Source organism: Methylophilus sp. DW102 (genome assembly GCF_037076555.1).
GTDB lineage: Bacteria > Pseudomonadota > Gammaproteobacteria > Burkholderiales > Methylophilaceae > Methylophilus > Methylophilus glucosoxydans.
Genome location: NZ_AP029023.1, coordinates 2,018,947 through 2,043,153, shown reverse-complemented (window position 1 = coordinate 2,043,153; position 24,207 = coordinate 2,018,947). Strand labels below are relative to the sequence as shown.

At 49.8% G+C, this 24,207-nt stretch carries 27 protein-coding genes, 1 tRNA gene and 2 pseudogenes; 21 read left to right on the top strand and 9 right to left on the bottom strand.

The annotated features are described in order from the left end of the window. Nucleotides 1-6: 6 nt before the first annotated feature. The 17 genes from AACH41_RS09490 to AACH41_RS09410 all read left to right on the top strand — a co-directional run bounded on the left by AACH41_RS09490 (nt 7) and on the right by AACH41_RS09410 (nt 15,926). Nucleotides 7-91 (top strand) — tRNA-Leu (locus tag AACH41_RS09490). 92 nt (nt 92-183) lie between these two features. Beyond that, entirely contained in the window at nt 184-561 is a 378-nt protein-coding gene (locus AACH41_RS09485; RefSeq protein ID WP_228518757.1) for an NADH-quinone oxidoreductase subunit A, read from the top strand. Nucleotides 562-567: 6 nt separating this feature from the next. Then, entirely contained in the window at nt 568-1,047 is a 480-nt protein-coding gene (locus tag AACH41_RS09480; protein WP_018985714.1) for an NADH-quinone oxidoreductase subunit B, read from the top strand. Nucleotides 1,048-1,090: 43 nt separating this feature from the next. Further along, nucleotides 1,091-1,687: an NADH-quinone oxidoreductase subunit C gene (locus AACH41_RS09475; RefSeq protein ID WP_275355805.1), complete on the top strand. Its 597-nt coding sequence runs from the start codon at nt 1,091-1,093 to the stop codon at nt 1,685-1,687. A gap of 116 nt (nt 1,688-1,803) precedes the next feature. Further along, the gene (locus AACH41_RS09470) at nt 1,804-3,057 is read left to right on the top strand and encodes an NADH-quinone oxidoreductase subunit D (RefSeq protein ID WP_338654742.1); all 1,254 of its coding nucleotides are present in this window, start codon (nt 1,804-1,806) and stop codon (nt 3,055-3,057) included. 47 nt (nt 3,058-3,104) lie between these two features. After that, on the top strand, nt 3,105-3,584 hold the full coding sequence (gene nuoE, locus AACH41_RS09465) for an NADH-quinone oxidoreductase subunit NuoE (RefSeq protein WP_194748174.1): 480 nt from the start codon (nt 3,105-3,107) through the stop codon (nt 3,582-3,584). Between the two features lie 10 nt (nt 3,585-3,594). Continuing rightward, nucleotides 3,595-4,929 (top strand): NADH-quinone oxidoreductase subunit NuoF, encoded by a 1,335-nt coding sequence (gene nuoF / locus AACH41_RS09460; RefSeq protein ID WP_194748173.1) that lies wholly within the window; start codon nt 3,595-3,597, stop codon nt 4,927-4,929. Between the two features lie 26 nt (nt 4,930-4,955). Continuing rightward, nucleotides 4,956-7,388 (top strand): NADH-quinone oxidoreductase subunit NuoG, encoded by a 2,433-nt coding sequence (nuoG, locus tag AACH41_RS09455; protein ID WP_338654740.1) that lies wholly within the window; start codon nt 4,956-4,958, stop codon nt 7,386-7,388. 1 nt (nt 7,389) lies between these two features. Further along, the gene (gene nuoH, locus AACH41_RS09450) at nt 7,390-8,418 is read left to right on the top strand and encodes an NADH-quinone oxidoreductase subunit NuoH (RefSeq protein ID WP_194748171.1); all 1,029 of its coding nucleotides are present in this window, start codon (nt 7,390-7,392) and stop codon (nt 8,416-8,418) included. Nucleotides 8,419-8,457: 39 nt separating this feature from the next. Then, on the top strand, nt 8,458-8,949 hold the full coding sequence (gene nuoI / locus AACH41_RS09445; protein WP_228518756.1) for an NADH-quinone oxidoreductase subunit NuoI: 492 nt from the start codon (nt 8,458-8,460) through the stop codon (nt 8,947-8,949). 19 nt (nt 8,950-8,968) lie between these two features. After that, entirely contained in the window at nt 8,969-9,592 is a 624-nt protein-coding gene (locus tag AACH41_RS09440; RefSeq protein ID WP_194748170.1) for an NADH-quinone oxidoreductase subunit J, read from the top strand. A 2-nt stretch (nt 9,593-9,594) separates the two neighbouring features. Next, nucleotides 9,595-9,900, top strand: a complete 306-nt coding sequence (nuoK, locus tag AACH41_RS09435) for an NADH-quinone oxidoreductase subunit NuoK (protein ID WP_194748169.1) — start codon at nt 9,595-9,597, stop codon at nt 9,898-9,900. 5 nt (nt 9,901-9,905) lie between these two features. Further along, on the top strand, nt 9,906-11,978 hold the full coding sequence (nuoL, locus tag AACH41_RS09430) for an NADH-quinone oxidoreductase subunit L (RefSeq protein WP_338654738.1): 2,073 nt from the start codon (nt 9,906-9,908) through the stop codon (nt 11,976-11,978). After that, the gene (locus tag AACH41_RS09425; RefSeq protein WP_194748167.1) at nt 11,978-13,486 is read left to right on the top strand and encodes an NADH-quinone oxidoreductase subunit M; all 1,509 of its coding nucleotides are present in this window, start codon (nt 11,978-11,980) and stop codon (nt 13,484-13,486) included. Before nuoL ends, AACH41_RS09425 begins: the two co-directional genes overlap by 1 nt. A 17-nt stretch (nt 13,487-13,503) precedes the next feature. After that, nucleotides 13,504-14,949, top strand: a complete 1,446-nt coding sequence (gene nuoN / locus AACH41_RS09420; RefSeq protein WP_338654737.1) for an NADH-quinone oxidoreductase subunit NuoN — start codon at nt 13,504-13,506, stop codon at nt 14,947-14,949. A 1-nt stretch (nt 14,950) separates the two neighbouring features. Further along, a complete protein-coding gene (locus AACH41_RS09415; RefSeq protein ID WP_338654736.1) occupies nt 14,951-15,232 on the top strand; it encodes a DUF2818 family protein in 282 nt (93 codons plus the stop codon). Between the two features lie 160 nt (nt 15,233-15,392). Continuing rightward, nucleotides 15,393-15,926, top strand: coding sequence for a phosphatase PAP2 family protein (locus AACH41_RS09410; RefSeq protein WP_313988330.1), 534 nt, complete (start codon nt 15,393-15,395; stop codon nt 15,924-15,926). 75 nt (nt 15,927-16,001) lie between these two features. Here the strand turns inward: AACH41_RS09410 and AACH41_RS09405 are convergent, their stop codons facing one another. After that, a complete protein-coding gene (locus AACH41_RS09405; RefSeq protein ID WP_275355790.1) occupies nt 16,002-16,256 on the bottom strand; it encodes a DUF2798 domain-containing protein in 255 nt (84 codons plus the stop codon). A gap of 118 nt (nt 16,257-16,374) precedes the next feature. Between AACH41_RS09405 and AACH41_RS09400 the strand changes: the two genes are divergently transcribed. The 3 genes from AACH41_RS09400 (at nt 16,375) to infA (ending at nt 18,105) form a co-directional block, all read left to right on the top strand. Next, on the top strand, nt 16,375-17,301 hold the full coding sequence (locus AACH41_RS09400) for a LysR family transcriptional regulator (protein ID WP_313988324.1): 927 nt from the start codon (nt 16,375-16,377) through the stop codon (nt 17,299-17,301). A gap of 259 nt (nt 17,302-17,560) precedes the next feature. Continuing rightward, the gene (locus tag AACH41_RS09395) at nt 17,561-17,767 is read left to right on the top strand and encodes a cold-shock protein (protein ID WP_018985697.1); all 207 of its coding nucleotides are present in this window, start codon (nt 17,561-17,563) and stop codon (nt 17,765-17,767) included. A 101-nt stretch (nt 17,768-17,868) separates the two neighbouring features. Next, nucleotides 17,869-18,105, top strand: a complete 237-nt coding sequence (infA, locus tag AACH41_RS09390) for a translation initiation factor IF-1 (protein ID WP_018985695.1) — start codon at nt 17,869-17,871, stop codon at nt 18,103-18,105. A gap of 26 nt (nt 18,106-18,131) precedes the next feature. On the opposite strand, the gene AACH41_RS09385 is transcribed toward infA, so the two are convergent. From AACH41_RS09385 to AACH41_RS09360, 6 genes and pseudogenes are all read right to left on the bottom strand, one after another. Next, nucleotides 18,132-18,605 (bottom strand): arsenate reductase ArsC, encoded by a 474-nt coding sequence (locus AACH41_RS09385; RefSeq protein WP_338657595.1) that lies wholly within the window; start codon nt 18,603-18,605, stop codon nt 18,132-18,134. 1 nt (nt 18,606) lies between these two features. Further along, nucleotides 18,607-19,647 carry an ACR3 family arsenite efflux transporter gene (arsB, locus tag AACH41_RS09380; RefSeq protein ID WP_338654725.1) on the bottom strand — a complete coding sequence of 347 codons (1,041 nt, stop codon included), beginning with the start codon at nt 19,645-19,647 and terminating at the stop codon, nt 18,607-18,609. Between the two features lie 4 nt (nt 19,648-19,651). Beyond that, a complete protein-coding gene (locus AACH41_RS09375) occupies nt 19,652-20,110 on the bottom strand; it encodes an ArsI/CadI family heavy metal resistance metalloenzyme (protein ID WP_338654724.1) in 459 nt (152 codons plus the stop codon). Further along, a complete protein-coding gene (locus AACH41_RS09370) occupies nt 20,107-20,445 on the bottom strand; it encodes a metalloregulator ArsR/SmtB family transcription factor (RefSeq protein WP_338654722.1) in 339 nt (112 codons plus the stop codon). The genes AACH41_RS09375 and AACH41_RS09370 overlap by 4 nt, the downstream gene beginning before the upstream one ends. A 390-nt stretch (nt 20,446-20,835) precedes the next feature. Then, a pseudogene (locus tag AACH41_RS09365) lies at nt 20,836-20,973 on the bottom strand (IS3 family transposase); the annotation flags it as partial. Nucleotides 20,974-21,029: 56 nt separating this feature from the next. After that, complete coding sequence (locus tag AACH41_RS09360) at nt 21,030-21,557, bottom strand: transposase (protein WP_338654719.1); 528 nt, start codon at nt 21,555-21,557, stop codon at nt 21,030-21,032. Nucleotides 21,558-21,621: 64 nt separating this feature from the next. Between AACH41_RS09360 and AACH41_RS09355 the strand changes: the two are divergent. Beyond that, nucleotides 21,622-21,792 (top strand): annotated as a pseudogene (locus AACH41_RS09355) (integrase core domain-containing protein); the annotation flags it as partial. Nucleotides 21,793-21,803: 11 nt separating this feature from the next. On the opposite strand, the gene AACH41_RS09350 reads toward AACH41_RS09355, so the two are convergent. Together AACH41_RS09350 and AACH41_RS09345 are read right to left on the bottom strand one after the other, a co-directional pair. Further along, nucleotides 21,804-23,030 carry an IS256 family transposase gene (locus AACH41_RS09350; RefSeq protein ID WP_338654716.1) on the bottom strand — a complete coding sequence of 409 codons (1,227 nt, stop codon included), beginning with the start codon at nt 23,028-23,030 and terminating at the stop codon, nt 21,804-21,806. Between the two features lie 162 nt (nt 23,031-23,192). Further along, nucleotides 23,193-23,879: a hypothetical protein gene (locus AACH41_RS09345; RefSeq protein WP_338654715.1), complete on the bottom strand. Its 687-nt coding sequence runs from the start codon at nt 23,877-23,879 to the stop codon at nt 23,193-23,195. Nucleotides 23,880-24,207: the final 328 nt, after the last annotated feature.

Here is a 24,207-nt window from a genome sequence, read left to right as displayed (position 1 = left end):
ACATTGGCCGTCGTGGTGAAATTGGTAGACACGCTATCTTGAGGGGGTAGTGACGAAAGTCGTGCGAGTTCGAGTCTCGCCGACGGCACCAGATAGAGTTGCTTGCAACTTTGCTCTGGCAGGGAATAGATGGTTTGGGAGTGTTTTAATGGGCGGCTAGCTGCATTGAAATAACTTGTTAACATGATCGATGAAGGCAAATCAGTGTTAGAAAACTATTTCCCGATTTTGATGTTTATCCTGGTGGGGCTGGGCGTTGGTCTTGGTCCGTTGCTTGCCGGTAAAATTCTCTCTCCGCACAAACCTGATGCGGAAAAAAACTCTCCATACGAATGTGGCTTTGAAGCCTTTGAAGATGCGCGCATGAAGTTTGACGTGCGCTATTACCTCGTCGCTATTCTATTTATCCTGTTTGATCTCGAAATCGCTTTTCTTTTCCCTTGGGCCGTAGTGATTCAAGAAATTGGGTCTGCCGGTTTTTGGGCAATGATGGTCTTTTTGTTTGTATTGGTGGTCGGCTTCATCTTTGAATGGATGAAGGGCGCCCTTGAATGGGATTGATGCAAAATGAGCATTGAAGGCGTATTAGAAAAAGGCTTTGTTACCACCACGCTGGATACGGTGATTAATTACACCCGTACCGGTTCATTGTGGCCGATGACGTTCGGTCTGGCTTGCTGTGCGGTTGAAATGATGCATGCCGGCGCTTCGCGTTACGATCTGGACCGTTTCGGGATTGTGTTCAGGCCCAGCCCACGTCAGTCTGACGTGATGATTGTGGCGGGCACGCTGGTGAACAAAATGGCGCCTGCGCTGCGCAAAGTGTATGACCAGATGGCAGAACCGCGCTGGGTAATTTCCATGGGCAGCTGTGCTAACGGCGGTGGCTATTACCATTATTCTTATGCAGTCGTGCGTGGTTGTGACCGGATTGTGCCGGTGGATGTGTATGTGCCTGGTTGTCCGCCAACTGCAGAAGCCTTGCTGTACGGCATTATCCAGCTGCAAAAGAAAATCAAGCGTACCAATACGATTGCCAGAACCTGATGGTGACGCGCTCTGACAACATACTAAGCCCTAGAAAATAACTATGTCTGCAAAACTCGAACATTTGTCTGCTCAGCTCAAGTTAGCCTTGGGTGAAGGGGTGGTCAGGCTGGAGCAACAGCTGGGTGAACTCACGGTGGAAGTCCATGTGAAACATCTGCTGGCCGTGGCTGAAAAATTGAAAACCCATGCGGAGCTCAAATTTGAGCAACTCATTGATTTGTGTGGTGTGGATTATCTGGAATATGGTGATGGCCGCTGGGAAGGTCAGCGCTTTGCTGTGGTGCTACATTTGCTTTCGGTCAGTTTGAATCAGCGTGTGCGTATCCGTGCGTTTGCAGCTGACGATGACTTTCCTGTATTTCCGACCTTGGTCGATATCTGGCCGGTCGCCAACTGGTTTGAGCGTGAAGCCTTTGACCTCTACGGCATCATGTTTGAAAATCACCCCGATTTGCGTCGTTTGCTGACAGATTACGGTTTTGTCGGTCATCCTTTCCGTAAAGACTTCCCCATGATTGGTAACGTTGAAATGCGTTATGACCCTGTTCAGCAGCGCGTCATCTATCAGCCAGTGTCGGTAGAGTTGCGCAATAATGTGCCAAGGATTATTCGTGATGAAGGTGCTCACCATGGCTAATCACTTGCAAGCTTCAATCCAATGCGGCGTTGTCATTGCTTGCCGTATTGACTCATACAGTCTGTGCAATTCCGCCTTGTTTTGGGCTGAATCTTGCAAGCTGAGGAATGGTTAGTATGGCTGAAATTAAGAATTATACGATGAACTTCGGCCCGCAGCACCCTGCGGCACACGGTGTGTTGCGTCTGGTGCTGGAGCTGGATGGTGAAGTGATCCAGCGCGCCGATCCACACATTGGCCTGCTGCACCGTGCCACTGAAAAACTGGCTGAGAACCGTACTTATTTGCAAAGTGTGCCTTACATGGACAGGCTGGATTATGTCTCCATGATGGCCAATGAGCACGCCTATGTCATGGCAATTGAAAAAATGCTCGGCATTGAGGTGCCAGTGCGCGCGCAGTATATCCGCGTCATGTTCGACGAAATTACCCGTATTCTCAACCACTTGCTGTGGCTGGGCGCACATGCGCTGGACGTCGGCGCCATGACGGTTTTCCTGTACGCGTTCCGCGAGCGTGAAGATTTGTTTGATGTGTATGAGGCCGTGTCTGGCGCCCGTATGCATGCGGCGTATTACCGCCCGGGTGGCGTATATCGTGACCTGCCGGAAAAAATGCCGCAACACGAAACCACCAAATTCCGTAGTGCAGAAGAAATTAACAAGCTCAATGAAAACCGTCAGGGTTCCATGCTGGATTTCATTGAAGACTTTACCAATCGCTTCCCGACCTATGTAGATGAATATGAAACACTGTTAACCGATAACCGTATCTGGAAGCAGCGGACAGTGGGTATTGGCGTGGTGACACCGGAGCGCGCATTGGCATTGGGCATGACCGGTGCCATGTTGCGTGGTTCTGGCATTGCCTGGGATTTACGCAAGAAACAGCCTTATGAAGTCTATGACAAGATGGACTTTGATATCCCGATTGGCGTCAATGGCGACTGTTATGACCGGTATCTGGTGCGTGTGGAAGAAATGCGTCAATCCAACCGTATCATCAAACAATGCATAGACTGGTTACGCAAGAACCCAGGGCCAGTCATTACAGATGACAATAAGATTGCCCCGCCAAACCGCGAAGGCATGAAAACCAATATGGAAGACTTGATCCACCACTTCAAGTTATTTACCGAGGGTTTCCATGTTCCCGCAGGGGAGGCCTATGCTGCGGTTGAGCATCCCAAAGGCGAGTTCGGGATTTATATGGTTTCAGATGGTGCCAATAAACCCTACCGCCTGAAAATCCGTGCGCCGGGCTTTGCCCATTTGGCTGCATTGGATGAGATGACCAGAGGCCACATGATCGCCGACCTGGTAGCCATCATTGGGACACAAGATATTGTGTTCGGTGAGATCGACAGATAATCCGAACAACGTGATAGCGCGGATCGAAAAGATAGTAAGGTAAAAGCATGCTCAGTGCAGAATCGATTGAAAAGATTGAATACGAACTGTCCAAATATCCAGCTGACAGGCGTCAGGCAGCGGTGATGTCTGCATTACGCATCGTCCAGATGGAGCGTGGCTGGTTATCCAAGGAAAGTATTTCCGAAGTAGCCAAGTACTTGCGCATTCCGGAAATCGCGGCGTTAGAAGTCGCTACCTTCTACAATATGTATGATCTCGAGCCAGTCGGAAAATACAAAATTACAGTCTGTACTAATATTTCTTGCATGTTGCGTGGCTCGGATGAGATTGTCGAGCACTTGCAGCACAAGTTGGGTGTGGGCTTCAACGAAGTCACAGCGGATGGTAAATTCTGCCTGAAAGAAGGCGAGTGTATGGGCTGTTGCGGTGGCGCACCGTTACTACATGTGAATAACAGTGAAATGCATGAATTTCTGACCACCGAAAAAGTGGATGCCCTCATTAACGAGCTAAACAAGGGCTAGGATACGGAATATGGCTAAGACTTCAAATGCTTCCTTGAATAGTAAACCAGTGATCAAAACTGATTTGGCCGGCCAGACATTAGTAACTTTGCGCACACTTAGCGAAGACAACCCTGCCGCCCTGGCAACGTATGAGAAATTAGGCGGCTATGCCCAGCTCAAGCGCTTGGTGACCGAAAAAGTGAAGGCCCCGGATATCATCAGCCAGGTCAAGGTATCCAATCTGCGTGGTCGAGGTGGTGCAGGCTTCCCGACTGGCCTCAAATGGAGCTTTATGCCGCGTTATTACGACGGCACCAAATATCTGGTTTGCAACACTGACGAAGGCGAGCCAGGCACATTTAAAGACCGTGACATTATCCGTTATAACCCGCACCAGTTAATCGAAGGCATGGCGATTGCCGCTTATACGCTGGGTGCTCGCGTGGGGTATAACTATATCCACGGTGAAATCTGGCAGGATTATGAGATTTTTGAGGCTGCGTTAGCTGAGGCGCGTGAAGCTGGCTACCTGGGTGAAAACCTGTTCGGCACTGAATTTAGCTTTGATCTCTATGCTGTCCATGGATACGGTGCTTATATCTGCGGTGAAGAAACGGCCCTGATTGAGTCGATTGAAGGCAAAAAAGGCCAGCCTCGTTTCAAACCCCCATTCCCGGCCAGCTACGGTGTATTTGGTAAGCCGACCAACGTCAACAATACCGAGAGCTATGCTTCTATCCCCTGGATCATGCAGCATGGCGGACAGGCATTTGCTGATTTAGGCGTGCCTAATTCTGGTGGCAGTAAGTTGTTCTCGGTGTCTGGTCATGTTGAAAAACCAGGAAACTACGAGATCAAAATGGGGACACCTTTTAAGGACCTGCTGGCCATGGCCGGTGGTGTTTGGAAAGGTCGCAAGTTAAAAGCGGTGATTCCTGGCGGCCCTTCCACTGCGGTCATGCCAGCGAGCGCCATTGAAAATGCCACCATGGACTATGATGGCTTGAGCAAAGCCGGCTCCAGCCTGGGTGCGGGTTCCATGATTGTGATGGACGAAACCACCTGCATGGTGAAAACACTCAAGCGCTTGAGCTATTTCTTTTATGAAGAAAGCTGTGGGCAATGCACGCCTTGCCGCGAAGGCACCGGTTGGGTGTATCGCATTATCGAGCGTATTGTCGATGGTAAAGGCAAGATGGAAGATCTCGACTTGCTGACTGATTTAAGTAACAACATTTCTGGCCGAACCATCTGTGCTTTGGGCGATGCTGCAGCAACGCCTGTGTTGAGTTTCATCAAGCACTTCCGTCCCGAATTTGAGTATTACATCCAGCATGGCAAATCCATGGTAGATGGTAAATAAACGGTTTTAAGCTTAACGGTAATCACATGCTAAACATCGAAATTGACGGCAAACCTCTAGAAGTCGAACATGGCAGCACCATTATTGATGCGGCCGATGCGGCAGGGATCGCCATCCCGCGTTTTTGTTACCACAAAAAGCTGTCGGTGGCCGCCAACTGTCGTATGTGTCTGGTGCAGGTAGAAAAATTCAATAAGCCATTGCCTGCCTGTGCCACCCCGGTGGCGGACGGCATGAAGATTTACACCCGTAGTAAGTCTGCCGTGGAAGCCCAGCAAAGCGTGATGGAGTTTTTGCTGATTAACCACCCGCTGGATTGCCCAATTTGCGACCAGGGCGGTGAATGTGACTTGCAGGATATTGCCGTCGCTTATGGCGCATCTGGCTCACGCTATACCGAAGAAAAACGTGTGGTCTTCAATAAAAACATTGGTCCGCTGGTCAGTACTGACATGACCCGTTGTATCCAATGTACCCGCTGTGTGCGCTTCCTGAAAGAAGTAGGCGGCATGCAGGAGCTGGGCTTGGTCAATCGTGGCGAGCATGCCGAGATTACCGCTTATGTTGACCAGTCTGTGAACTCTGAGCTCAGCGGCAATATTATTGATTTGTGCCCGGTAGGCGCGCTGACCAGCAAGCCTTTCCGTTACTCTGCACGCAGCTGGGAGCTGGTGCGCAGACCTTCGATTGCGCCGCACGATGGCTTGGGCTCGCACATTGAAGTCCACGTCAAAGATCATAAAGTCATGCGTGTGTTACCGCGTGAAAAAGAGTCGATTAACGAGTGCTGGCTGTCTGACCGTGACCGTTTCTCCTACGAGGGCTTGAACAGTCCGGACCGCCTCCAGGTGCCCATGATCAAGCACAACGGGCAATGGCAGGAAACTGACTGGAAAACAGCCATTGAGTTTGCAGCGGGTCAGCTCAAAGACATTACCAAACAATATGGCGGCGATGCCTTGGGCGTGCTGGTTTCTCCGAATAGCACCATGGAAGAAGGCTACCTGATCAAGCAGCTGGCAGATGGCCTGGGCTGTGGCAATGTCGATTACCGCCTGCGTCAGACAGACTTCCGCCTGGATGGCAAACGTACCGGCACCCCATGGATGGGTTGCAATATTCAGGAAATCGAAGAGCTGGATCGCATCCTGCTGATTGGTTCGAATATCCGCAATGAACATCCTTTGCTGGCACAACGTATCCGCAAGGCCGTTTCCAGAGGGGCTGAATTATGTATTGTCAGCCCGCTCGATAACGATCCATTGATGGACATTGCACATAAAGTCATTGTGCGCCCGAACGACATGGTGAATGTGTTGGGTCAGATCCTCAAAGCCATGTCTGGCTTGCAAAAACTGTCACTATGCTTGCCACCCACCCTGAACAAGTTACTCGAAGAAATTCAGGTGCGTCCCAATACGCAAAAAATTGCAGAGTGCCTGGCAGGTATCAGCGACGATCTGATCCTGATTGCACCCAAGGTTGGTATTTTTCTTGGCAATATGGCCTTGAGTGATCCCCGTTTTACCGAAATGTACAGTATGGCTGAAGCCATTGGCGGCATCAGTGGTGCGAAAGGCGGTATTTTGCCACCTGCGGCAAACAGTACCGGCATGCATTTGATGGGTGTCATGCCTACAGCCACTGGCATGCATGCGCGCGCCATGCTGGAAGTGCCACGCAAAGCGTATCTGCTGCTCAACATTGAACCTGAGCTGGATTGTCAGCATGCCGCACTGGCAGCCGATGCCATCGCCAAAGCCGAGTGCGTGATTGCTTTGACGGCTTACAAGTCTGAAGCACTCGACAACGCCGATATCCTGTTACCGATCACGCCATTCACCGAGACATCAGGCAGCTTTATGAGCATGGAAGGGCGTGTACAGAGCTTCCAGGCTGTGACGCGTCCTCTCGGCGAAGCGCGCCCAGGCTGGAAAGTCCTGCGTGTGCTGGCAAATACGCTGGACTTGCCTGGCTTTGAATACAACAGTTCCGACGAAGTGAAAAATGCCATCTTTAATGGTGAGAAACCCTCGGCCGTGGTCTGGCGCAGTCTCAACAACAACCTCAAAGAGCTGGTAGAAATTCAAGTGAATATCAAGAAACAAGGCCTGCAGCGAATTGGTGAAGTTCCACAATACGAGTCTGACCCGATCGTGCGCCGTTCTGCGCCCTTGCAAAAAACCAAATACAACATCCGTCCGATGGCGCGGATGCATGCTGACCAATTGGCAGAGCTTGGCTTGCAAGATGGCGACATCGTCGTCGCCCGTCAGGATAAAGGCAGTGCTGTGCTTAAAGCGCGTCTGGATAACCACGTTGCCAAAGGCTGTGTGCGTGTGGCTGCAGCGCATCCACTCACTGCGGGTCTGGGCGATTTGATGGGGGACATCACCATTGAAAAAGCGTCTGCCGAGCAAGTGGCAATTTACGAAAAACAACTGACCGAGATGGCATAACATGCATTTCTTTGCTGAATTATTTGGTTCCTACTGGACAGACGTACAACTGGTCGTGTGGACACTGATTAAAATTGTGGCGATTGTGCTGCCATTGATGATAGGCGTTGCCTACCTTACACTGGCCGAGCGTAAAGTGATTGGTTACATGCAGGTGCGTATCGGTCCCAACCGTGTGGGCTACTGGGGTTTGTTGCAACCATTGGCAGATGGCCTCAAATTGCTGTTTAAAGAAATTATCCTGCCGACTGCGTCTAATAAAGCATTGTTTTTTATTGGCCCAGTGCTGGCAATTGCTCCGGCGTTTGCAGCTTGGGCTGTGGTGCCTTTTGATGCCACACTGGTGTTGGCCAATGTCGATGCAGGCTTACTCTATATACTGGCGATGACTTCGGTGGCTGTCTACGGCGTGATTATCGCCGGTTGGGCGTCTAACTCAAAATATGCGTTTCTGGGGTCCTTGCGTTCCGCAGCACAAATTGTCTCGTATGAGATTGCCATGGGGTTTACACTGGTCGGTGTGTTGATGTGTGCCAACTCACTGAATTTGGGCAAGATCGTGATGGGGCAAGAAGGGGGCTTCTGGCACTGGTATTTCCTGCCGTTGTTCCCGCTGTTCGTCGTCTATTTTATTAGTGCGGTGGCTGAAACCAACCGTGCGCCGTTTGACGTCGCCGAAGGTGAATCTGAAATCGTGGCAGGTTTCCATGTAGAGTACTCGGGCATGGCCTTTGCGGTGTTCTTCCTGGCTGAGTATGCCAATATGATGCTGGTGTCCATGCTGGCCGCATTGATGTTCTTGGGCGGTTGGTTATCACCGGTGCCGTTCTTGCCTGACAGTATTGTATGGTTGCTGGCAAAAGTCGCTTTCCTGTTGTTCCTGTTCTTGTGGTTCCGCGCTACCTTTCCACGTTATCGCTATGACCAGATCATGCGTTTGGGTTGGAAAGTATTTATTCCCATCACGCTGGTCTGGATTATTGTGGTCGGTGGCATGATGCAAACCCAGTGGGCTTATTTATTCCACTAACTGGACAATCGCACGGACAACGTATTTGGAAACCTTACCATGTTGAACGCAATTAAAAATACATTAGGCAGTTTGATGTTATGGGAGATGCTTAAAGGCATGGCCCTGACCGGACGCTATTTCTTCGCTAAGAAAATTACTATTCAATACCCGGAAGAACGTACACCGCAGTCCAACCGTTTTCGTGGCTTGCACGCGTTGCGCCGCTACCCTAACGGTGAAGAGCGCTGCATTGCCTGCAAGCTGTGTGAGGCCGTCTGTCCGGCGATGGCGATTACGATTGAATCCGAGCAGCGTGATGATGGCACCCGCCGTACCACGCGTTATGACATTGACCTGACCAAGTGCATTTTTTGCGGTTTTTGTGAAGAATCCTGCCCAGTGGATAGCATCGTGGAAACACGGATTTTTGACTACCACGGCGAGCAGCGCGGCGACCTGCTGTATACAAAAAAAATGTTGCTCGAAGTGGGTGACAAATACGAGGCGCAAATTGCAGCAGACCGCGCCCAGGATAAAGCTTATCGATAAGCGCGGACAGGAATCCTAAATGTTATTTACCGATATTGTTTTTTATGTGCTGGCAGCGATTCTGCTGTTCTCTGGCATCCGCGTGATTACTACGCGTAACCCCGTGCATGCTGCACTGTTTCTGGTGCTGGCATTTTTTACGGCGGCAGGCATCTGGTTGTTGCTTGAAGCTGAGTTTCTCGCCATTGCCCTGATTCTGGTGTACGTGGGGGCGGTGATGGTGCTGTTCCTGTTTGTGGTGATGATGCTGGACATCAATATCGACAAATTGCGTGAAGGCTTCTGGTCTAACCTGCCATTGGCGTTGACCTTTGGCGTGGTGATGATGGCCGAAATGGTGATGGTGCTTTCCGCCAAAAACCTCAATCCAAGTCAGGCGGTGTCTGCACCGGCAGGCTTCAGTAATACGGCTGCGTTGGGCAAGGTATTGTATACCGACTACTTGCTGCCGTTTGAACTAGCGGCGGTCGTGTTGCTGGTGGCGATGATTGCCGCCATTGTGTTGACCTTGCGCGAGCGTAAAGACAACAAATCCATGAATCCGGCCGAGCAGGTCAAAGTGAAGCGTAACGACAGATTGCGTATTATCTCTATGCCTGCTGAAGTTGAAGTGCCAGCACCGTCTGCAGAGGAGAGTAAATAATCATGGTCGGTTTGTCTCACTACCTGATTTTGGGGGCGCTGATGTTTGCCATCAGTGTGATTGGCATATTCCTCAACCGCAAAAACGTCATTATTTTGCTCATGGCAATTGAATTGATGTTGTTGGCCGTTAACCTGAATTTTGTGGCTTTTTCGCATTACCTCAATGATATTGGTGGTCAGGTATTCGTCTTTTTCATCTTGACGGTGGCTGCGGCGGAGTCTGCAATTGGTCTCGCGATTCTGGTCGTATTGTTCCGCAACCTGCGTACCATCAACGTCGATGATCTGGATCAATTAAAAGGTTAAGCGTCATGACAATAAAACAAATCCTGATCTTGATTCCGATGTTGCCTTTGCTGGCTGCGGCCGCTGTTGGCCTCTTCAGGAATTACTTACCGCGCTGGGCCGCACATGTGTTGACCATCGCTGGCGTCGGCGCGGCATTCGCCTTGTCTGCCTACATTTTTAACCAGACCCTGAATGGCTTCACGCTCAACGAAGCGGTGTATACCTGGCTCAACTCGGGTGACGTGCATTTTGAAGTGGGCTTCCTGATTGATAACCTGAGTGCCATGATGATGGTCGTGGTGACTTTTGTGTCACTCATGGTGCATATTTATACCATCGGCTACATGGAAGAAGACCCAGGCTATAGCCGCTTCTTCAGCTACATTTCGCTGTTTACCTTCTCCATGCTGATGCTGGTCATGAGCAACAACTTCATGCAGTTGTTCTTTGGCTGGGAGGCGGTCGGTCTGGTGTCATATCTGCTGATTGGTTTCTGGTTTACACGTCCCACCGCCATTTACGCCAATTTAAAGGCCTTCCTGGTTAACCGGGTAGGGGACTTCGGCTTCCTGTTGGGCATAGGCATGGTGCTGTATTACTTTGGTAGCCTGGATTACGCCACCGTGTTTCAGCGCACCCCTGAGTTTGCCAATACACAAGTTAACTTGATTGGTAGTTGCAACTGGTCCCTGATGACAGTCACTTGCCTGTTATTGTTTGTCGGCGCCATGGGTAAATCTGCACAAGTTCCGCTGCATGTCTGGCTGCCAGACTCCATGGAAGGTCCAACACCAATTTCTGCGCTGATTCACGCGGCGACCATGGTGACCGCCGGTATCTTTATGGTGGCACGCATGTCACCTTTATATGAATTGTCTACCACGGCCTTGTCGACCGTGATGGTGATCGGTGCGATTACTGCCTTGTTTATGGGCTTCCTGGGTATTATCCAGAACGATATCAAGCGCGTGGTGGCCTATTCGACCTTGTCGCAACTCGGGTATATGACTGTTGCATTGGGTGCATCAGCCTATTCCGTGGCCATTTTCCACCTGATGACCCATGCATTCTTTAAGGCGTTGTTATTCCTGGGTGCCGGTTCTGTGATTATGGGTATGCACCACGACCAGGATATCCGCAACATGGGTAACCTCAAGAAATACCTGCCGGTCACCTGGATCACCTCTTTGATCGGTTCTCTGGCCTTGATTGGCACGCCGTTCTTTGCCGGTTTTTATTCCAAAGACAGCATCATCGAAGCGGTTGAGTTGTCACATATCCCTGGGAGTGGTTTTGCCTATTTTGCGGTGATTGTCGGTGTGTTTGTGACCGCATTCTATTCATTCCGTTTGTACTTCCTGGTATTCCACGGTGAGGAAAAGTGGCGCCACGCCAAACATGATGACCATGCACATGTCGCACATGCAGACGCACACCATGACGATGCGCATCATGATGATCATGCACACGACGAAGGGCATCATCATGGCCTGGGACCAAACGATGATCCGCATGAGCCAGGCTGGGTTGTTACCTTGCCATTGGCGTTGCTGGCAATCCCCTCACTGGTGATTGGTTACATTGCACTGGAACCGATGCTGTACGGTGATTTCTTCAAAAATGTGATTTTTGTGAATCCTGAAGCACATCCTGCCATGGAGCACCTCGCCCATCACTACCATGAGTTCATGCATAGTCCGGCAGGCATGGCGATTCATGGCTTTACCAGTCTGCCATTTTTCCTGGCGGCCTCCGGGGTGGCACTGTCATGGTTCTTCTATATGAAGCGTCCGGATATCCCTGCTGCAATCAAAGCCCGCTTTATCGTGATTTACAACATCCTTGAAAACAAATACGGTTTTGACAGCTTTAACGAGAAGTTTTTTGCCGGAGGTTCACGCTGTCTGGGCGGCTTGTTGTGGAAGTTTGGTGACATCACGTTGATTGATGGCGCCATGGTCAACGGCACCGCCAATACCATGGGCAAGATTGCTGCCAAAATACGCACGTTGCAATCCGGTTTAATTTATCACTACGCCTTTGCCATGATTATTGGCGTATTCCTTCTTATGACTTTCTTTATCAAAATTAACTAATGATGCAAGCCGACCTCACAAGTATTTCCTGGTTAAGTCTGGCCGTCTGGCTGCCGGTATTGTCTGGCGTGCTAGTGTTGTTGCTAGGCGGTGACCAAAAGGCCACATTGACTCGATGGCTGGCATTGGTAGGTAGCCTGGTCAGTTTTCTGGTGACTGTGCCGCTGTACACGCAGTTTGATATTCACGACGGCTTCTTCCAGTTTGAAGAATTGCTGCCCTGGGTACCGGCCTTCAATATGCATTACCACCTGGGGGTGGACGGCTTTTCAATGCCTTTGGTGCTGTTAACCAGTTTTACCACGGTGATTGTGGTACTGGCAGGTTGGGAAGTGATTACCAAACATGTGGCACAGTACATGGCGGCCTTCCTGATCATGAGCGGGATCATGATTGGTGTGTTCACCGCGCTTGATGCGATTCTGTATTACGTCTTCTGGGAAGCGATGCTGATTCCGATGTTCCTGGTGATTGGCATCTGGGGCGGGCCTAACCGCGTCTACGCTACCATCAAGTTTTTCCTGTATACCTTGCTAGGCTCCTTGTTGATGCTGGTCGCTTTTATTTACCTGTATCACCAGACTGGCAGTTTCGAGCTGGCTGATTACTATTTGTTACCGCTCAGCCTGCAAGCGCAAATCTATATTTTCATCGCCTTCTTCATGGCATTTGCGGTGAAAATCCCGATGTGGCCAGTGCATACCTGGTTGCCGGATGCGCACGTTGAGGCACCTACGGGTGGTTCTGTGGTGCTGGCGGCCATTGCACTGAAACTTGGCGGCTACAGCTTTCTGCGATTTGCCATGCCGATTGCTCCGGATGCAGCCCATTACTTCACTTCAGCCATGGTCGCGCTGTCGCTGATTGCAGTGGTCTACATCGCACTGGTCGCGCTGGTGCAAAAAGACATGAAGAAGCTGATTGCTTATTCTTCGATCTCGCACATGGGCTTTGTCACTTTGGGCTTCTTCATGTTTAGCCAGTTGGCGCTTGAGGGGGCCTTGGTGCAAATGATTTCACATGGCTTTATTTCTTCTGCGATGTTCCTGAGCGTAGGTGTGTTATATGATCGCGTACATAGCCGTGAAATTTCCGCGTATGGTGGCGTGGTTAACAAGATGCCTGTGTTTGCCGCCTTTGCCGTGTTGTTTGCCATGGCCAACAGTGGCTTGCCTGGCACCTCCGGCTTTGTGGGCGAGTTTATGGTGATTCTGGCCGCAGTCAAATTCAATTTCTGGGTGGCTTTCTTTGCTGCGACGACCTTGATATTTGGTGCCGCCTATACGCTGTGGATGACCAAGCGTGTGTTCTTTGGCAATGTGACGAATCATCACGTGGCCGAACTGAGCGACCTCAGCAAACGTGAGTTCCTGATCTTGGGTATTCTGGCCATCTTGGTGATTGGTTTCGGCGTCTATCCACAAGCACTGACCGAAGTGATGCAGGCAACCAGCACAGAGTTCCTGAAACATATGGCGATTTCCAAATTGCCCGTCACAGGCTATTAAAAGCAGGATTTTAAAAAATGGATAATATGCAATTTGACTTGCTCGCCCTGTTGCCGGAAATGGTTGTATTGGGCATGGCCATGCTTATTTTGTTGCTGGATTTGTTCATCCTGCCACAAAACCGCTTCATGATTTATGGTTTAAGCCAACTGACCTTGCTTGCGGCCGCCTTCCTGACTTTTAAAACACATACACCAGCGGTGGGCTTTGCCTTCTCGCATATGTTTATCGACGATACGCTGTCAGACGTCATCAAAATGATGATGTATCTGGGCACCTCGTTGATCCTGGTATATACGCGCAAATACCTGCAAGACCGTAACCTCTATCGTGGTGAGTTTTATGCCATGGTCCTGTTTGGCTTGCTCGGTATGATGATCATGGTGTCAGGCCACAACCTGCTGACCATTTATATGGGCCTGGAATTGCTGTCACTGTGCCTCTACTCTCTGGTAGCCTTTGATCGAGATAATCCAAGAGCGTCCGAGTCGGCCATGAAATACTTTGTGTTAGGTGCACTCGCTTCAGGGATGCTGCTATATGGCATGAGTATGCTGTATGGCATGACTGGCAGCTTGGATGTCAGTGATATTGCCAACAGTATTAGTCAGCAGCCTAAGAGCCCCGTGCTCATCATGGGCCTGGTGTTTCTGGTCGCCGGTATTGCCTTCAAGTTTGGCGCTGTCCCGTTCCAGATGTGGGTGCCCGATGTCTATCAGGGGTCGCCAACTCCGATGACACTGTTAATTGGCTCCGTGCCAAAATTGGCGGCTTATGCGATGACCGTGCGTCTGTTGGTGCAAGGCCTGCACCCGCTAGCCATGGACTGGCAGGATATGCTGATGTTAATGGCGGTGTTGTCCATCATCATCGGTAATTTTAGCGCGATTGTGCAGACCAACCTCAAGCGTATGTTGGCATATTCCACCATTTCGCATGTTGGGTTCATTCTGTTCGGCATGATGAGTGCCAATGCCAATGGCTTTGCTTCCAGTTTCTTTTACATCAGTGCCTATGTCCTGATGTCAATTGCCGGCTTCGGGATCATTCTGCTATTGAGCCGTCAGGGCTTTGAAGCCGAAGAGATCAACGATCTCAAAGGGCTTAACCAGCGCCATCCATGGTTTGCTTTCCTCATGTTGATCATTATGTTCAGCATGGCCGGTATTCCGCCTACCATTGGTTTTTATGCCAAATTCACCGTATTGCAGGCCGCCTGGCAGGCTGGCTTCACCTGGCAGGTGGTGTTTGCCGTGCTGATGGCGACTATTGGTGCGTTCTACTATCTCAACATCGTACGTAAAATGTATTTTGATGCACCGGAAGAGCATACACCGCTGTCCGCACCGATCGATATGCGCTTTATCCTCAGTGTGCATACCTTGGCGTTGCTGGGCTTGGGCTTGTTCCCTGAAATTCTATTAGGCGTCTGCGGGCATAGCTTGCTGATGAGTCTGCAATAAAATGGCTACCAAACTCATTTTTTTGTTGCTGATGTTGTTTTTGGCAAACCTGGCCTGGATTTCGGATAAGTGGCTGGGTTTGATCGGCAATATTCAGCAGCTATGGCAGCGTTTTGCCGCCATGTTGCCTGCCTACTTCATCACGCTGCTGATTGGCTATCTGGTTGAGCGTTATGTGATGGGACAAGTCTGGCCGCAAGGCTGGGAGTTTTACAGTGTCACGCTATGCCTGTTTCTGGTGTTGTCATTCCCGGGCTTTGTCTATCGGGTACTCTGGAAATAAAGCCTGCGTGAATGTACAAGGGCTACTCCTTGGCATGCGCTCATCGCATAAGCACCCGTCATATTTAATTCATCAATCTTTCACGCTAATTTAAAGCATCCGGTTCAGACTATGCTTACCCAACAAGCATAGTCGGGGGAAGCCCCGGAAAGGACCTGCGATGCTGAAACTACAACAAACACTGGGATGGGTGCAGTCGGTCGATAGTCGACTGTGTGTCAAAGTCAGCCATACCGGACAATATCGCCTGATACGCAACCTGTTTCGCGCCATTTCGCGTATGGGCGATGGCATGTTCTGGTATTTGCTCATGTTGGTGATTGCCATCAGCCAGGGCCAGCACGGTCTTTACGTCTGCCTGCATATGTTGACCGTAGGACTGAGCGGTACACTGGTCTATAAATGGTTGAAACATCGCACCAGCCGTCCACGACCCTTTCAGGTGCGTCAGGATGTCTTGTTGAGCGGCACACCGCTGGATTACTTCAGTTTTCCTTCAGGGCATACCTTGCACGCGGTGGCGTTTGGCATGGTGGCCGTGCATTATTACCCGCAACTGTTTCCTGTCGTTTATCCGTTTGTCGTGTTAGTCGGCATCTCACGTGTGGTACTGGGTTTACATTATCCGAGTGATGTCTTGGCAGGAGGATTGATTGGGTACACGCTGGTCGCTTTGTATGCACCGCTGTTTTAATCGCCATGCACATGCTGCGGCATGCGTGAAAACGGATACCTTGGTATCCGTTTTTGTTTGTGGCATCTCACGCCATCAATGGGTGTCGACCAACTGATTCACCAAATGCATGACAATAGGCCGCACAATCAGCACACAACAGAAAGCGACAGGCATCGCGAGTGTATAAGCGTGGATGACACGCGTCACATAGCCGGCTTGTAAGCCACTGTTGGCGGCCACAATGACCATAGACATTAAAAAGGCCATGATGCCTGCCATAAAAAAGGCAAACACATAAGGCGTAAATTGCTTTGGGATCTTGCGGAAAGTCGTTCTGGTTTGATTCATGGTGGTTCTCCTAATGTGTGGTGACACTATAAAAGCTCACACAGTTGCCGGGTAGAGGCTTGAAGATTTAATCACTATAAAGTTAAACTATCGAATCAATCATACTATTCGATAGTTTATGGATACCTTAAGAAGCATAGAAAGCTTTGTAAAAGCGGTACAGGCCGGCAGTATTGCGGCGGGTGCGCGTTTGCAAGGCATTACAGCGGCAGCGGCCAGCCAGAATATCCAGCGGCTGGAAAAGTCATTGGGGACGCGCTTGTTGATGCGAACCACGCGCAAGCTGGCGCTGACAGAAAGTGGTGCGCTTTATTATGCAGAGGTCCAGCATCTGGTAGACGTGCTGGCCAGGGCACAATCGGCCATTACCGAGTTTCACGGGCAACCGCAGGGGCGCTTACGGATTGGTTCCTCGGTGGCTTTTGGCCGTCATGTCTTAATGCCGTTGATCCCGGCATTTAGCCGCCGTTTCCCGCAAGTGTCTCTGGAGCTGATTCTGTCTGATCGTAGCCTGGATCATGTGGCAGAGGATATCGATATCAGCATCCGTTTCAAACAGCAGCTAGAGCCAGGACTGATTGCCAGGAAAATCGCGACCGTCCCCGTACTGTTTTGTGCTGCACCGGACTATCTGCAACGCAAAGGCCTGCCTCAGACCCCAGAAGACTTATCGCAACATGATTGCCTGTTGTTCCGCATCCCGGTGGATGGACGCTTGTTGAACTGGAGTTTTAACCGCAATGGCATGTTATACGAGCCTGAAATCATCCCTAGCATCGTTTGCAATGATATCGACTCCATTTTTCAACTTGCTTTGGCGGGGGCGGGAATTGCGCGCCTGGCCGCATTCGTCGTCAATCACGCGATTAAAAAGGGAACGCTGATCCCGCTGTTTCAGCCTTCCGCCCAACAGCCGGAGGCGATGGCAGCCGAGAGCGTCCCCTTAGAGTTTTATGCCTGTTATCGCGACAAGTACGCCATGACCAACAAGGTACGCGCATTTATGGATTATCTGGTGAGCGCGATCCCGCAGTCTTGGGAATGAGGCCCAATGCGGCACGCCAAGCCTGAGCCTTGATCAAGGCAATATGCTGTTTTTGACGAAGATTGTCGCGGCATCTTTCAATTTGTCAAATACTTGTTGCTAATATTTGATATTACGTGCATAGTACCAACTCACGAAGTTCAAGTAGTGTTGTTGTTCCCCGGTTCTATCTTTTGGTTCTATCGTTACTTCTCGCCATCTTGATCCTCGTTTTAATGGGCAACCGCCCGCATTTTTATTTTTTGTACAAGGATTTATTATGGTGACAGGTTCTGTTAAATGGTTTAACGACTCTAAAGGTTTTGGTTTTATTACTCCGGATAACGGCGGCGAAGATTTGTTCGCGCACTTCTCTGCAATTCAATCTGCTGGCTTCAAAACACTCAAAGAAAACCAACGCGTGAGCTTTGAAGTGGCAACAGGCCCTAAAGGCAAACAAGCGGCAAACATTCAAATCATTGAGTAATTCAATGGTTTTCGGCAAGGCTGTGTATGCAGCCTCCGAGAAAAGCCCGGAGTTTCCGGGCTTTTTTATTTTGAAACGACTTACTTTTTAGGGGGATAGCGATGGCTAAAGAAGAATTAATCGAAATGCAGGGTGCAGTGACGGAAATTTTGCCTGATGCCCGTTATCGGGTGAAGCTGGATAATGGTCACGAGTTGATCGCTTATACCGGCGGCAAAATGCGCAAACACAAAATCCGTATTTTGGCTGGCGATAAAATCACCATTGAAATGTCCCCTTATGACATGGACAAAGGCCGGATTATTTTCCGCCACCTTGAGCCGCGTAAACCTTTCTAAGCGCTGCCACCTAGCATACGCGCTTCTTAACTGAATTGACCTATCTGCTGCAAGACGGCCTGTAGCGCTACTCTGTCCTGATATATTGTGCTTTCCAACTTGAGGAAGGCTTCAATACGCGTGCGCAGAATCCGGTAGGCTTGCTCAAAGCTGGCCGCAATCTCAGCCTCGGTGCCAGTCGCCTTGGCTGGATCATCCACCCCCCAATGTGCACGAAGCACATTGCCTAGATAGGCAGGGCAGGTTTCACCGGCTGCGTTGCTGCAGACGGTGACGACAATGTCAGGTGTTTCCCCAATCTCGTCCCAGGACTTGCTGAAATAGCCTGTTGTGGCAATGCCTTTGGCCTGCAGCAGGGCAATTGAGCGAGGATGCACCTCACCCGTAGGATGGCTGCCGGCACTTTGTGCCCGCATGCCTGCCGGCGCAAGGTGATTAAAGGTGGCTTCGGCAATGATGGAGCGGCAGGAGTTGCCGGTACATAAAAACAGGATGCGCATATTACACACTTTCATACCAATGTTTGGAACGGTTCACGATGGCGACGATAGACAGCATGACTGGCACTTCTATCAACACACCGACCACTGTTGCAAGTGCGGCGCCCGAGTCAAACCCGAACAAAGCAATCGCTGTCGCCACAGCAAGTTCAAAAAAGTTAGACGCGCCAATCAGTGCAGAGGGGCCCGCCACACAATGGGCGACCTTGAATTGTTTATTCAGCCAGTACGCCAGCAGGGCGTTGAAATAGACCTGGATCAAAATCGGCACCGCCAGCAAGGCAATCACCAAAGGTTGCGACAGGATTTGCCCGCCTTGAAAAGCAAACAGCAACACCAGCGTCAACAATAACGCTGACATGGAAAAGGGTTGGATGGTTTGCAGGGTGGCTGCGAATCGATGAGGCCCTTTTGCCAGCAGCCAACGCCGTAGCAGTTGACTCAATATCAGTGGCACAACGATAAACAGGCTCACTGACACCAGCAAGGTTTGCCAGGGGATGATAATGCTGGATAGCCCCAGCAAGAGTGCGACCAGGGGGGCAAACGCGATCAGCATGATGGCATCATTGATGGCCACCTGCGACAAGGTGAATTTGGGCTCGCCCTGACATAAATTGCTCCAGACAAATACCATGGCCGTACAGGGTGCGGCGGCCAGTAAAATCAGCCCGGCAATATAACTGTCAATCTGCTGGGCGGGTAACCAGTCGGCAAACAGGTGACGAATGAACAGCCAGGCGAGCAAGGCCATGGAAAACGGCTTCACCAGCCAGTTAATCACCAGGGTGACCGTGATGCCCTTGGCATGCCCCAGTACCTCGCGCATGGCGCCAAAATCCACCTTGAGCAGCATGGGGATAATCATGAGCCAGATCAGGGCGGCCACGGGCAAGTTCACCTCTGCCCATTTCAACGCTCCCAGCGCTTGAAAAAAATCTGGGGCAAGTTTGCCCAGTGCGATGCCGGTGATAATGCACGCCAGTACCCACCAGGTAAGATGGCGCTCAAAATTTCCAATACCTGAAGCTTGATTTGTCATCGGCTTAAACATCCTTCTTTTTGATTTGAATACTGACTGGCTGTGCCATCGGGGTGCAGCAGGGGGCTGAAGCAGTTGTTTTCCCTGCATCGTTAAACGTAGGTGCACTTTCCAGCGTCAGATAGCTTTCCCAGGCCAGGCCAGAGGGGTCCTGCACCCAATGTTTATCCGATTTGGCATAACAACAAGTGGTGTCGGTTTGTGATAACACCGCCATGTCTGCCGCTTGCAATCGTGCCTGAATCACTTCCAGTTCATTGGCGGTTTCTACTTGTATGCCAACGTGATCCAGCCCCGGCGCCTGGCCGCGGGCACTGATGGCAAAATTCACGCGCGGATCTTCAAGCATCCATTTAGCATAGTCAGCCTTTTCAACGCTAGGACCAATCCCAAATAGCGTCGAATAAAAGCGGATGCTCTGTGGCAGATCGGTCACGCGGATATGCAGGTGCATACGTTTCATTGGGTTTCCTTGGAGGTTGGTAAACATTGCAGCTCAGGGCAACAGGTGCTATCGCCGCCACAGCAGTTTTCGGTGAGATAAGCCAGCAAGCCATTCATCTGTGCATAGTTGGCCGTGTAATAAATAAAACGGCTTTCCTGGCGGGCGCAAATCAGGTTGGCATGGGTCAACGCCTTCAAATGAAAAGACAGCGTGCTGTTCGCAACCTGTAATAAGTCTGACAACGCGCCGGCCGCCAGGCCTTCCGGCCCTGCCTGGACCAGGCATCTAAAAATGTCCAGTCGTGCTGATTGGGCAATGGCAGACAGTGCAATGAGCGCTTGTTCTTTATTCATGTTTCTATATTTCCATAAATATGGAAATATATCAAGTGCTGAGCCTGCTGAAAAAATACAGCAGGGATTGCATCGAAGAAAAAGCCCTGCAAGGCAGGGCGGGTGTGTTTATTCAGGGGAGGGCAAGAGCCCATTAGTTTAAGCGTAGCAGCCAAGCTGTGATCAACAAAATGCTGACAGAATTGGCAGTTTTCTAGTGTCAGCTCGAATGATGAGTATTCTCACGCAGTTGACCACTGAATTGCATTAAGACTGACCACTCATTCTCACTTGGGCTGACCATTTCAATTTTTAATTTCTAGTCACTCCAACCTCAACCATTGATTCACCTCATCCAGATCATCCTCACTCTGAATCGCCCCGGTTTTCGAGGAGGCATGTTTGCCTAAGTTAATCAGCTTCTGACTGAGTTGTCAGTTGCTGGTAATAGTTTGCCTCAGCTTCTGCCGGTGGTGGACAATAGCCGATTGAACTGAGGAGACGATGGTGGTTATACCAAGTCACCCATTCCAAGGTGGCAATTTCCAGCCCGCGTAGGGCGGACTCGCTTGCAGTCCGCCGTATGTTTTCTTTCCAATAACCTATCAATCTTCATAACTCAAGCTCCCTTCCATGCCACCACCCCAATCTTGCGCATAAACGCCTTGTTCCACCATTTTATGAAACGTTGAGTAAGGCCAATATTTAACAGACTTAACCAAGCCATGCTTCACAAGGTTGATATGCACATAATCCACATGCGCCTGATAATCCCGCTCGTCTCGAATTAAGTGCTCCCAATAGCGCCTTTGCCAAATGCCACGCTCACCCCTTTCGATTCGCGTGTCTGAACGTCTTTCACTTTTTGGTATGCCCTTTGAAAAAAGCATTTTTATCAACATCCACCTAGTTGCAAAATCGGCATCGCCTTCAGGTAGCTCAATCACACAATGCATGTGTTCTGGCAACACTACCCATGCATGAATCGTAAATGGATGTGATTTTTTTACCTTTGCAATTACGTCTCGCAACAAATCAATATTCCGCACTAAACAATCATTATTTTTACGCTGCAAGCAATTCACAGTGAAAAAATATGTGCCTCCTTTGTGCCATGCGCGACGGTAGTCCATAGGTTTAGGTTATTGGTGCATCGTTTTCATACGGCGGACTGTAAACGAGTCCGCCCTACGCGGGCTGCATGCTTACGCCAGCGTGACGGCTGCGAAACAAGGATTGGAAAGATACATCTCAAAATACAACCGCGACCGCCCGCACAGTTCGCTTGACAGGCTGACGCCTGATGAGTTTTACTTTAAACACCTGCCCGCAACACCCAAGGCAGAGGGTGTCCTGAATTTTGTGTAAACGGCGGTTGATTACTGCCGAGGCATTCTGTCCTCGAACTGTATGGTAAACCTGTTTAGCGCAGGTTTCCAATCTCGCAGTGGCATAGACCACTTTTCACTGATGTTCTGCAAGGCCAAATAGAACAATTTAATCAGTGATTCATCATTCGGAAACGAGCCTCGATTCTTGGTGATTTTACGTAGACTCATGTTCACAGACTCAATGGCATTGGTGGTGTAAATCACTCGCCTGATTTCTGGTGGATAGTCAAAGAACGGGATGATACGCTGCCAGTTATTTCGCCAGGATTTGGCGATCAAGGGATAGGCATCACCCCACTGATGTTCAAAGTCCAGCAGTGCCATTTCAGCTTCAGCCAGTGTGGCAGAGCTGTAAATCAGCTTGAGGTCAGCCGCAACCGCTTTACGTTTGTTCCAGCCCACATAGTTCAGGCTATTGCGCACCATGTGGACGATACAAAGCTGGACAGTGGCTTGTGGGTAGACAGTTTCAATCGCTTCCGGGAAACCCGTTAACCCATCCACGCAGGCAATGAAGATGTCTTGTACGCCACGGTTCTTGAGTTCGGTGACTACGGCCAGCCAGAACTTGGCCCCTTCAGTCTGGGCGATCCATAAGCCCATGACTTCCTTGTGACCTTCCATGTTAACGCCGATGGCAAGGTACACCGCTTTAGCACGCACACTACCTGCATCTCTGACTTTGACATGGATGCAATCTAGGTAGACGATGGGGTAGATACTGTCGAGTGGGCGAGACTGCCACAGCTTCACTTCATCCATCACCGCATCAGTGACATTGGAGATTAACGTCGGTGAAATCTCTGTGCCGTACATTTCGGATAAGTGCTGTTGAATCTCACGTACTGTCATACCTCTGGCGTACAGGGAGATAATCTTGTCATCAAAACCCGTCCAGCGGGTTTGATGTTTGGGAATCAGTTGTGGCTCGAAGCTGCCTGCGCGGTCTCGGGGGATTTCAATCGGTAGTTCGCCAAAATCACCTTTGAGGGTTTTACGGCTTTTACCATTACGGGTGTTGCCAGTGGCATTCTTCACTGGCTCATGTTTATCGTGGCCAAGATGTTCGGCCATTTCTGCTTCAAGAGCACGTTCAACCAGCGCTTTGGTTAATTGCTTGAGCAGTCCATTCTCACCAATTAAATCTTCAGGCTTTTCATAGTTGGCCAACAATCCATCAATCAGATCGTTGGGTAGGGATTTTGATACGGTCATTTCTACTCCAAAAGTACGTTCGCAGTTTCCTGCAAAATGACCGTTTACACAAAATTATTTATACCCTCCCAAGGCAGCTTAAACAGAATCGCAAGGTATTCCCCTTAAAAAAGCAAACATTCTGTCCAATTAAACGGGGCCACCTCTTTATGAATCGCTTGATCACTCCTGCAATAGCTTGAAACTTACGGGGTCAATTTTCACTTTGGAGTCTTTAAGCTTAAAGTCATTAGATAGCTCTCTGCCCGTGTTAATTTCATAAACGCCTCTCCGATAAGCCTTATAACACTCTTTATCACCATCTTTACAGAGCAGTTGCACTACAGAAATAACACCATCCTTGTTAGATTTACAACCGACCAGGTCGTCTGTTGCACCATACGCATTAGAAGCCCAGGTAGAGGAATGGTTGAGTGAAGTTGCTAATTCGCGCGGAACCATGGCATTTTGTCTGCGCCACAAAAAGCCTGGAATCGACCAAACCTCCACTGAGGTCCAACCACTGTAGGTTTTAATGTAGTCCGCTTCTGAGATTGATGGTGCTTTATCTTTATTAAAGGTTTCGGCAATTTTCACATAAGACTTATACTCTTTTTTAAGATCAGCCTCATCCATAGCTCTATAAGGCCCTAACTCGCCCACAACAATTGAGCCCCCTTGCCTAGACTCGACAGATGAAGTCATTAATTGATCTGCGGCAGCCTTGGCGGCATTGCTCTCTAATTTACTTTTCATCTCCTCCATGCTTTTTTTAGAGCCCGAAGGGCCTGAAAGCTGAACGCCATCACGCGTCATCGCACAACCGCTTAACAAGATGTTTGAAATGATCACCAGAGTGATTAGTCGCATTTTAATAACCCCTTTAATATTAAAAAGATTGTTCGCACACTACGCAATGGCGTGCTTTTGATTGCGCTGGTTCACTTGGCTATTAAGTGCAAACAGCCCTAACCAAGTAATAATCAAGCCTAACTCGTTGGCTAATATGATTAATAAACCGAACTCGCTGCCTTGCACTGAGACACTTGTACCCAGCACGATGGCAAAGCCTTTTAGCACCGCTAAAAATGCTCCACATCAGCAGCGAGATATTTAAAAATTTTCCTAAAACTTTCATCGATGATCTCTTGTGCAACAAAAATTCAATGGGTGTTTATGGAAACTTTATTTTTTTACT

What these genes read in the sequence shown, in the direction of transcription:
- AACH41_RS09350 (WP_338654716.1), bottom strand. Translation starts at nt 23,030, where the DNA reads ATGACCGTATCAAAATCCCTACCCAACGATCTGATTGATGGATTGTTG.
- AACH41_RS09485 (WP_228518757.1), top strand. Translation starts at nt 184, where the DNA reads ATGATCGATGAAGGCAAATCAGTGTTAGAAAACTATTTCCCGATTTTG.
- AACH41_RS09470 (WP_338654742.1), top strand. Translation starts at nt 1,804, where the DNA reads ATGGCTGAAATTAAGAATTATACGATGAACTTCGGCCCGCAGCACCCT.
- AACH41_RS09385 (WP_338657595.1), bottom strand. Translation starts at nt 18,605, where the DNA reads ATGCGCATCCTGTTTTTATGTACCGGCAACTCCTGCCGCTCCATCATT.
- nuoL (WP_338654738.1), top strand. Translation starts at nt 9,906, where the DNA reads ATGACAATAAAACAAATCCTGATCTTGATTCCGATGTTGCCTTTGCTG.
- AACH41_RS09400 (WP_313988324.1), top strand. Translation starts at nt 16,375, where the DNA reads ATGGATACCTTAAGAAGCATAGAAAGCTTTGTAAAAGCGGTACAGGCC.
- nuoH (WP_194748171.1), top strand. Translation starts at nt 7,390, where the DNA reads ATGCATTTCTTTGCTGAATTATTTGGTTCCTACTGGACAGACGTACAA.
- AACH41_RS09410 (WP_313988330.1), top strand. Translation starts at nt 15,393, where the DNA reads ATGCTGAAACTACAACAAACACTGGGATGGGTGCAGTCGGTCGATAGT.
- AACH41_RS09375 (WP_338654724.1), bottom strand. Translation starts at nt 20,110, where the DNA reads ATGAAACGTATGCACCTGCATATCCGCGTGACCGATCTGCCACAGAGC.
- AACH41_RS09395 (WP_018985697.1), top strand. Translation starts at nt 17,561, where the DNA reads ATGGTGACAGGTTCTGTTAAATGGTTTAACGACTCTAAAGGTTTTGGT.
- AACH41_RS09480 (WP_018985714.1), top strand. Translation starts at nt 568, where the DNA reads ATGAGCATTGAAGGCGTATTAGAAAAAGGCTTTGTTACCACCACGCTG.
- AACH41_RS09405 (WP_275355790.1), bottom strand. Translation starts at nt 16,256, where the DNA reads ATGAATCAAACCAGAACGACTTTCCGCAAGATCCCAAAGCAATTTACG.
- nuoK (WP_194748169.1), top strand. Translation starts at nt 9,595, where the DNA reads ATGGTCGGTTTGTCTCACTACCTGATTTTGGGGGCGCTGATGTTTGCC.
- AACH41_RS09425 (WP_194748167.1), top strand. Translation starts at nt 11,978, where the DNA reads ATGATGCAAGCCGACCTCACAAGTATTTCCTGGTTAAGTCTGGCCGTC.
- nuoI (WP_228518756.1), top strand. Translation starts at nt 8,458, where the DNA reads ATGTTGAACGCAATTAAAAATACATTAGGCAGTTTGATGTTATGGGAG.
- arsB (WP_338654725.1), bottom strand. Translation starts at nt 19,647, where the DNA reads ATGACAAATCAAGCTTCAGGTATTGGAAATTTTGAGCGCCATCTTACC.
- AACH41_RS09475 (WP_275355805.1), top strand. Translation starts at nt 1,091, where the DNA reads ATGTCTGCAAAACTCGAACATTTGTCTGCTCAGCTCAAGTTAGCCTTG.
- nuoN (WP_338654737.1), top strand. Translation starts at nt 13,504, where the DNA reads ATGGATAATATGCAATTTGACTTGCTCGCCCTGTTGCCGGAAATGGTT.
- AACH41_RS09415 (WP_338654736.1), top strand. Translation starts at nt 14,951, where the DNA reads ATGGCTACCAAACTCATTTTTTTGTTGCTGATGTTGTTTTTGGCAAAC.
- infA (WP_018985695.1), top strand. Translation starts at nt 17,869, where the DNA reads ATGGCTAAAGAAGAATTAATCGAAATGCAGGGTGCAGTGACGGAAATT.
- AACH41_RS09345 (WP_338654715.1), bottom strand. Translation starts at nt 23,879, where the DNA reads ATGCGACTAATCACTCTGGTGATCATTTCAAACATCTTGTTAAGCGGT.
- nuoG (WP_338654740.1), top strand. Translation starts at nt 4,956, where the DNA reads ATGCTAAACATCGAAATTGACGGCAAACCTCTAGAAGTCGAACATGGC.
- nuoF (WP_194748173.1), top strand. Translation starts at nt 3,595, where the DNA reads ATGGCTAAGACTTCAAATGCTTCCTTGAATAGTAAACCAGTGATCAAA.
- AACH41_RS09360 (WP_338654719.1), bottom strand. Translation starts at nt 21,557, where the DNA reads ATGGACTACCGTCGCGCATGGCACAAAGGAGGCACATATTTTTTCACT.
- AACH41_RS09440 (WP_194748170.1), top strand. Translation starts at nt 8,969, where the DNA reads ATGTTATTTACCGATATTGTTTTTTATGTGCTGGCAGCGATTCTGCTG.
- AACH41_RS09370 (WP_338654722.1), bottom strand. Translation starts at nt 20,445, where the DNA reads ATGAATAAAGAACAAGCGCTCATTGCACTGTCTGCCATTGCCCAATCA.
- nuoE (WP_194748174.1), top strand. Translation starts at nt 3,105, where the DNA reads ATGCTCAGTGCAGAATCGATTGAAAAGATTGAATACGAACTGTCCAAA.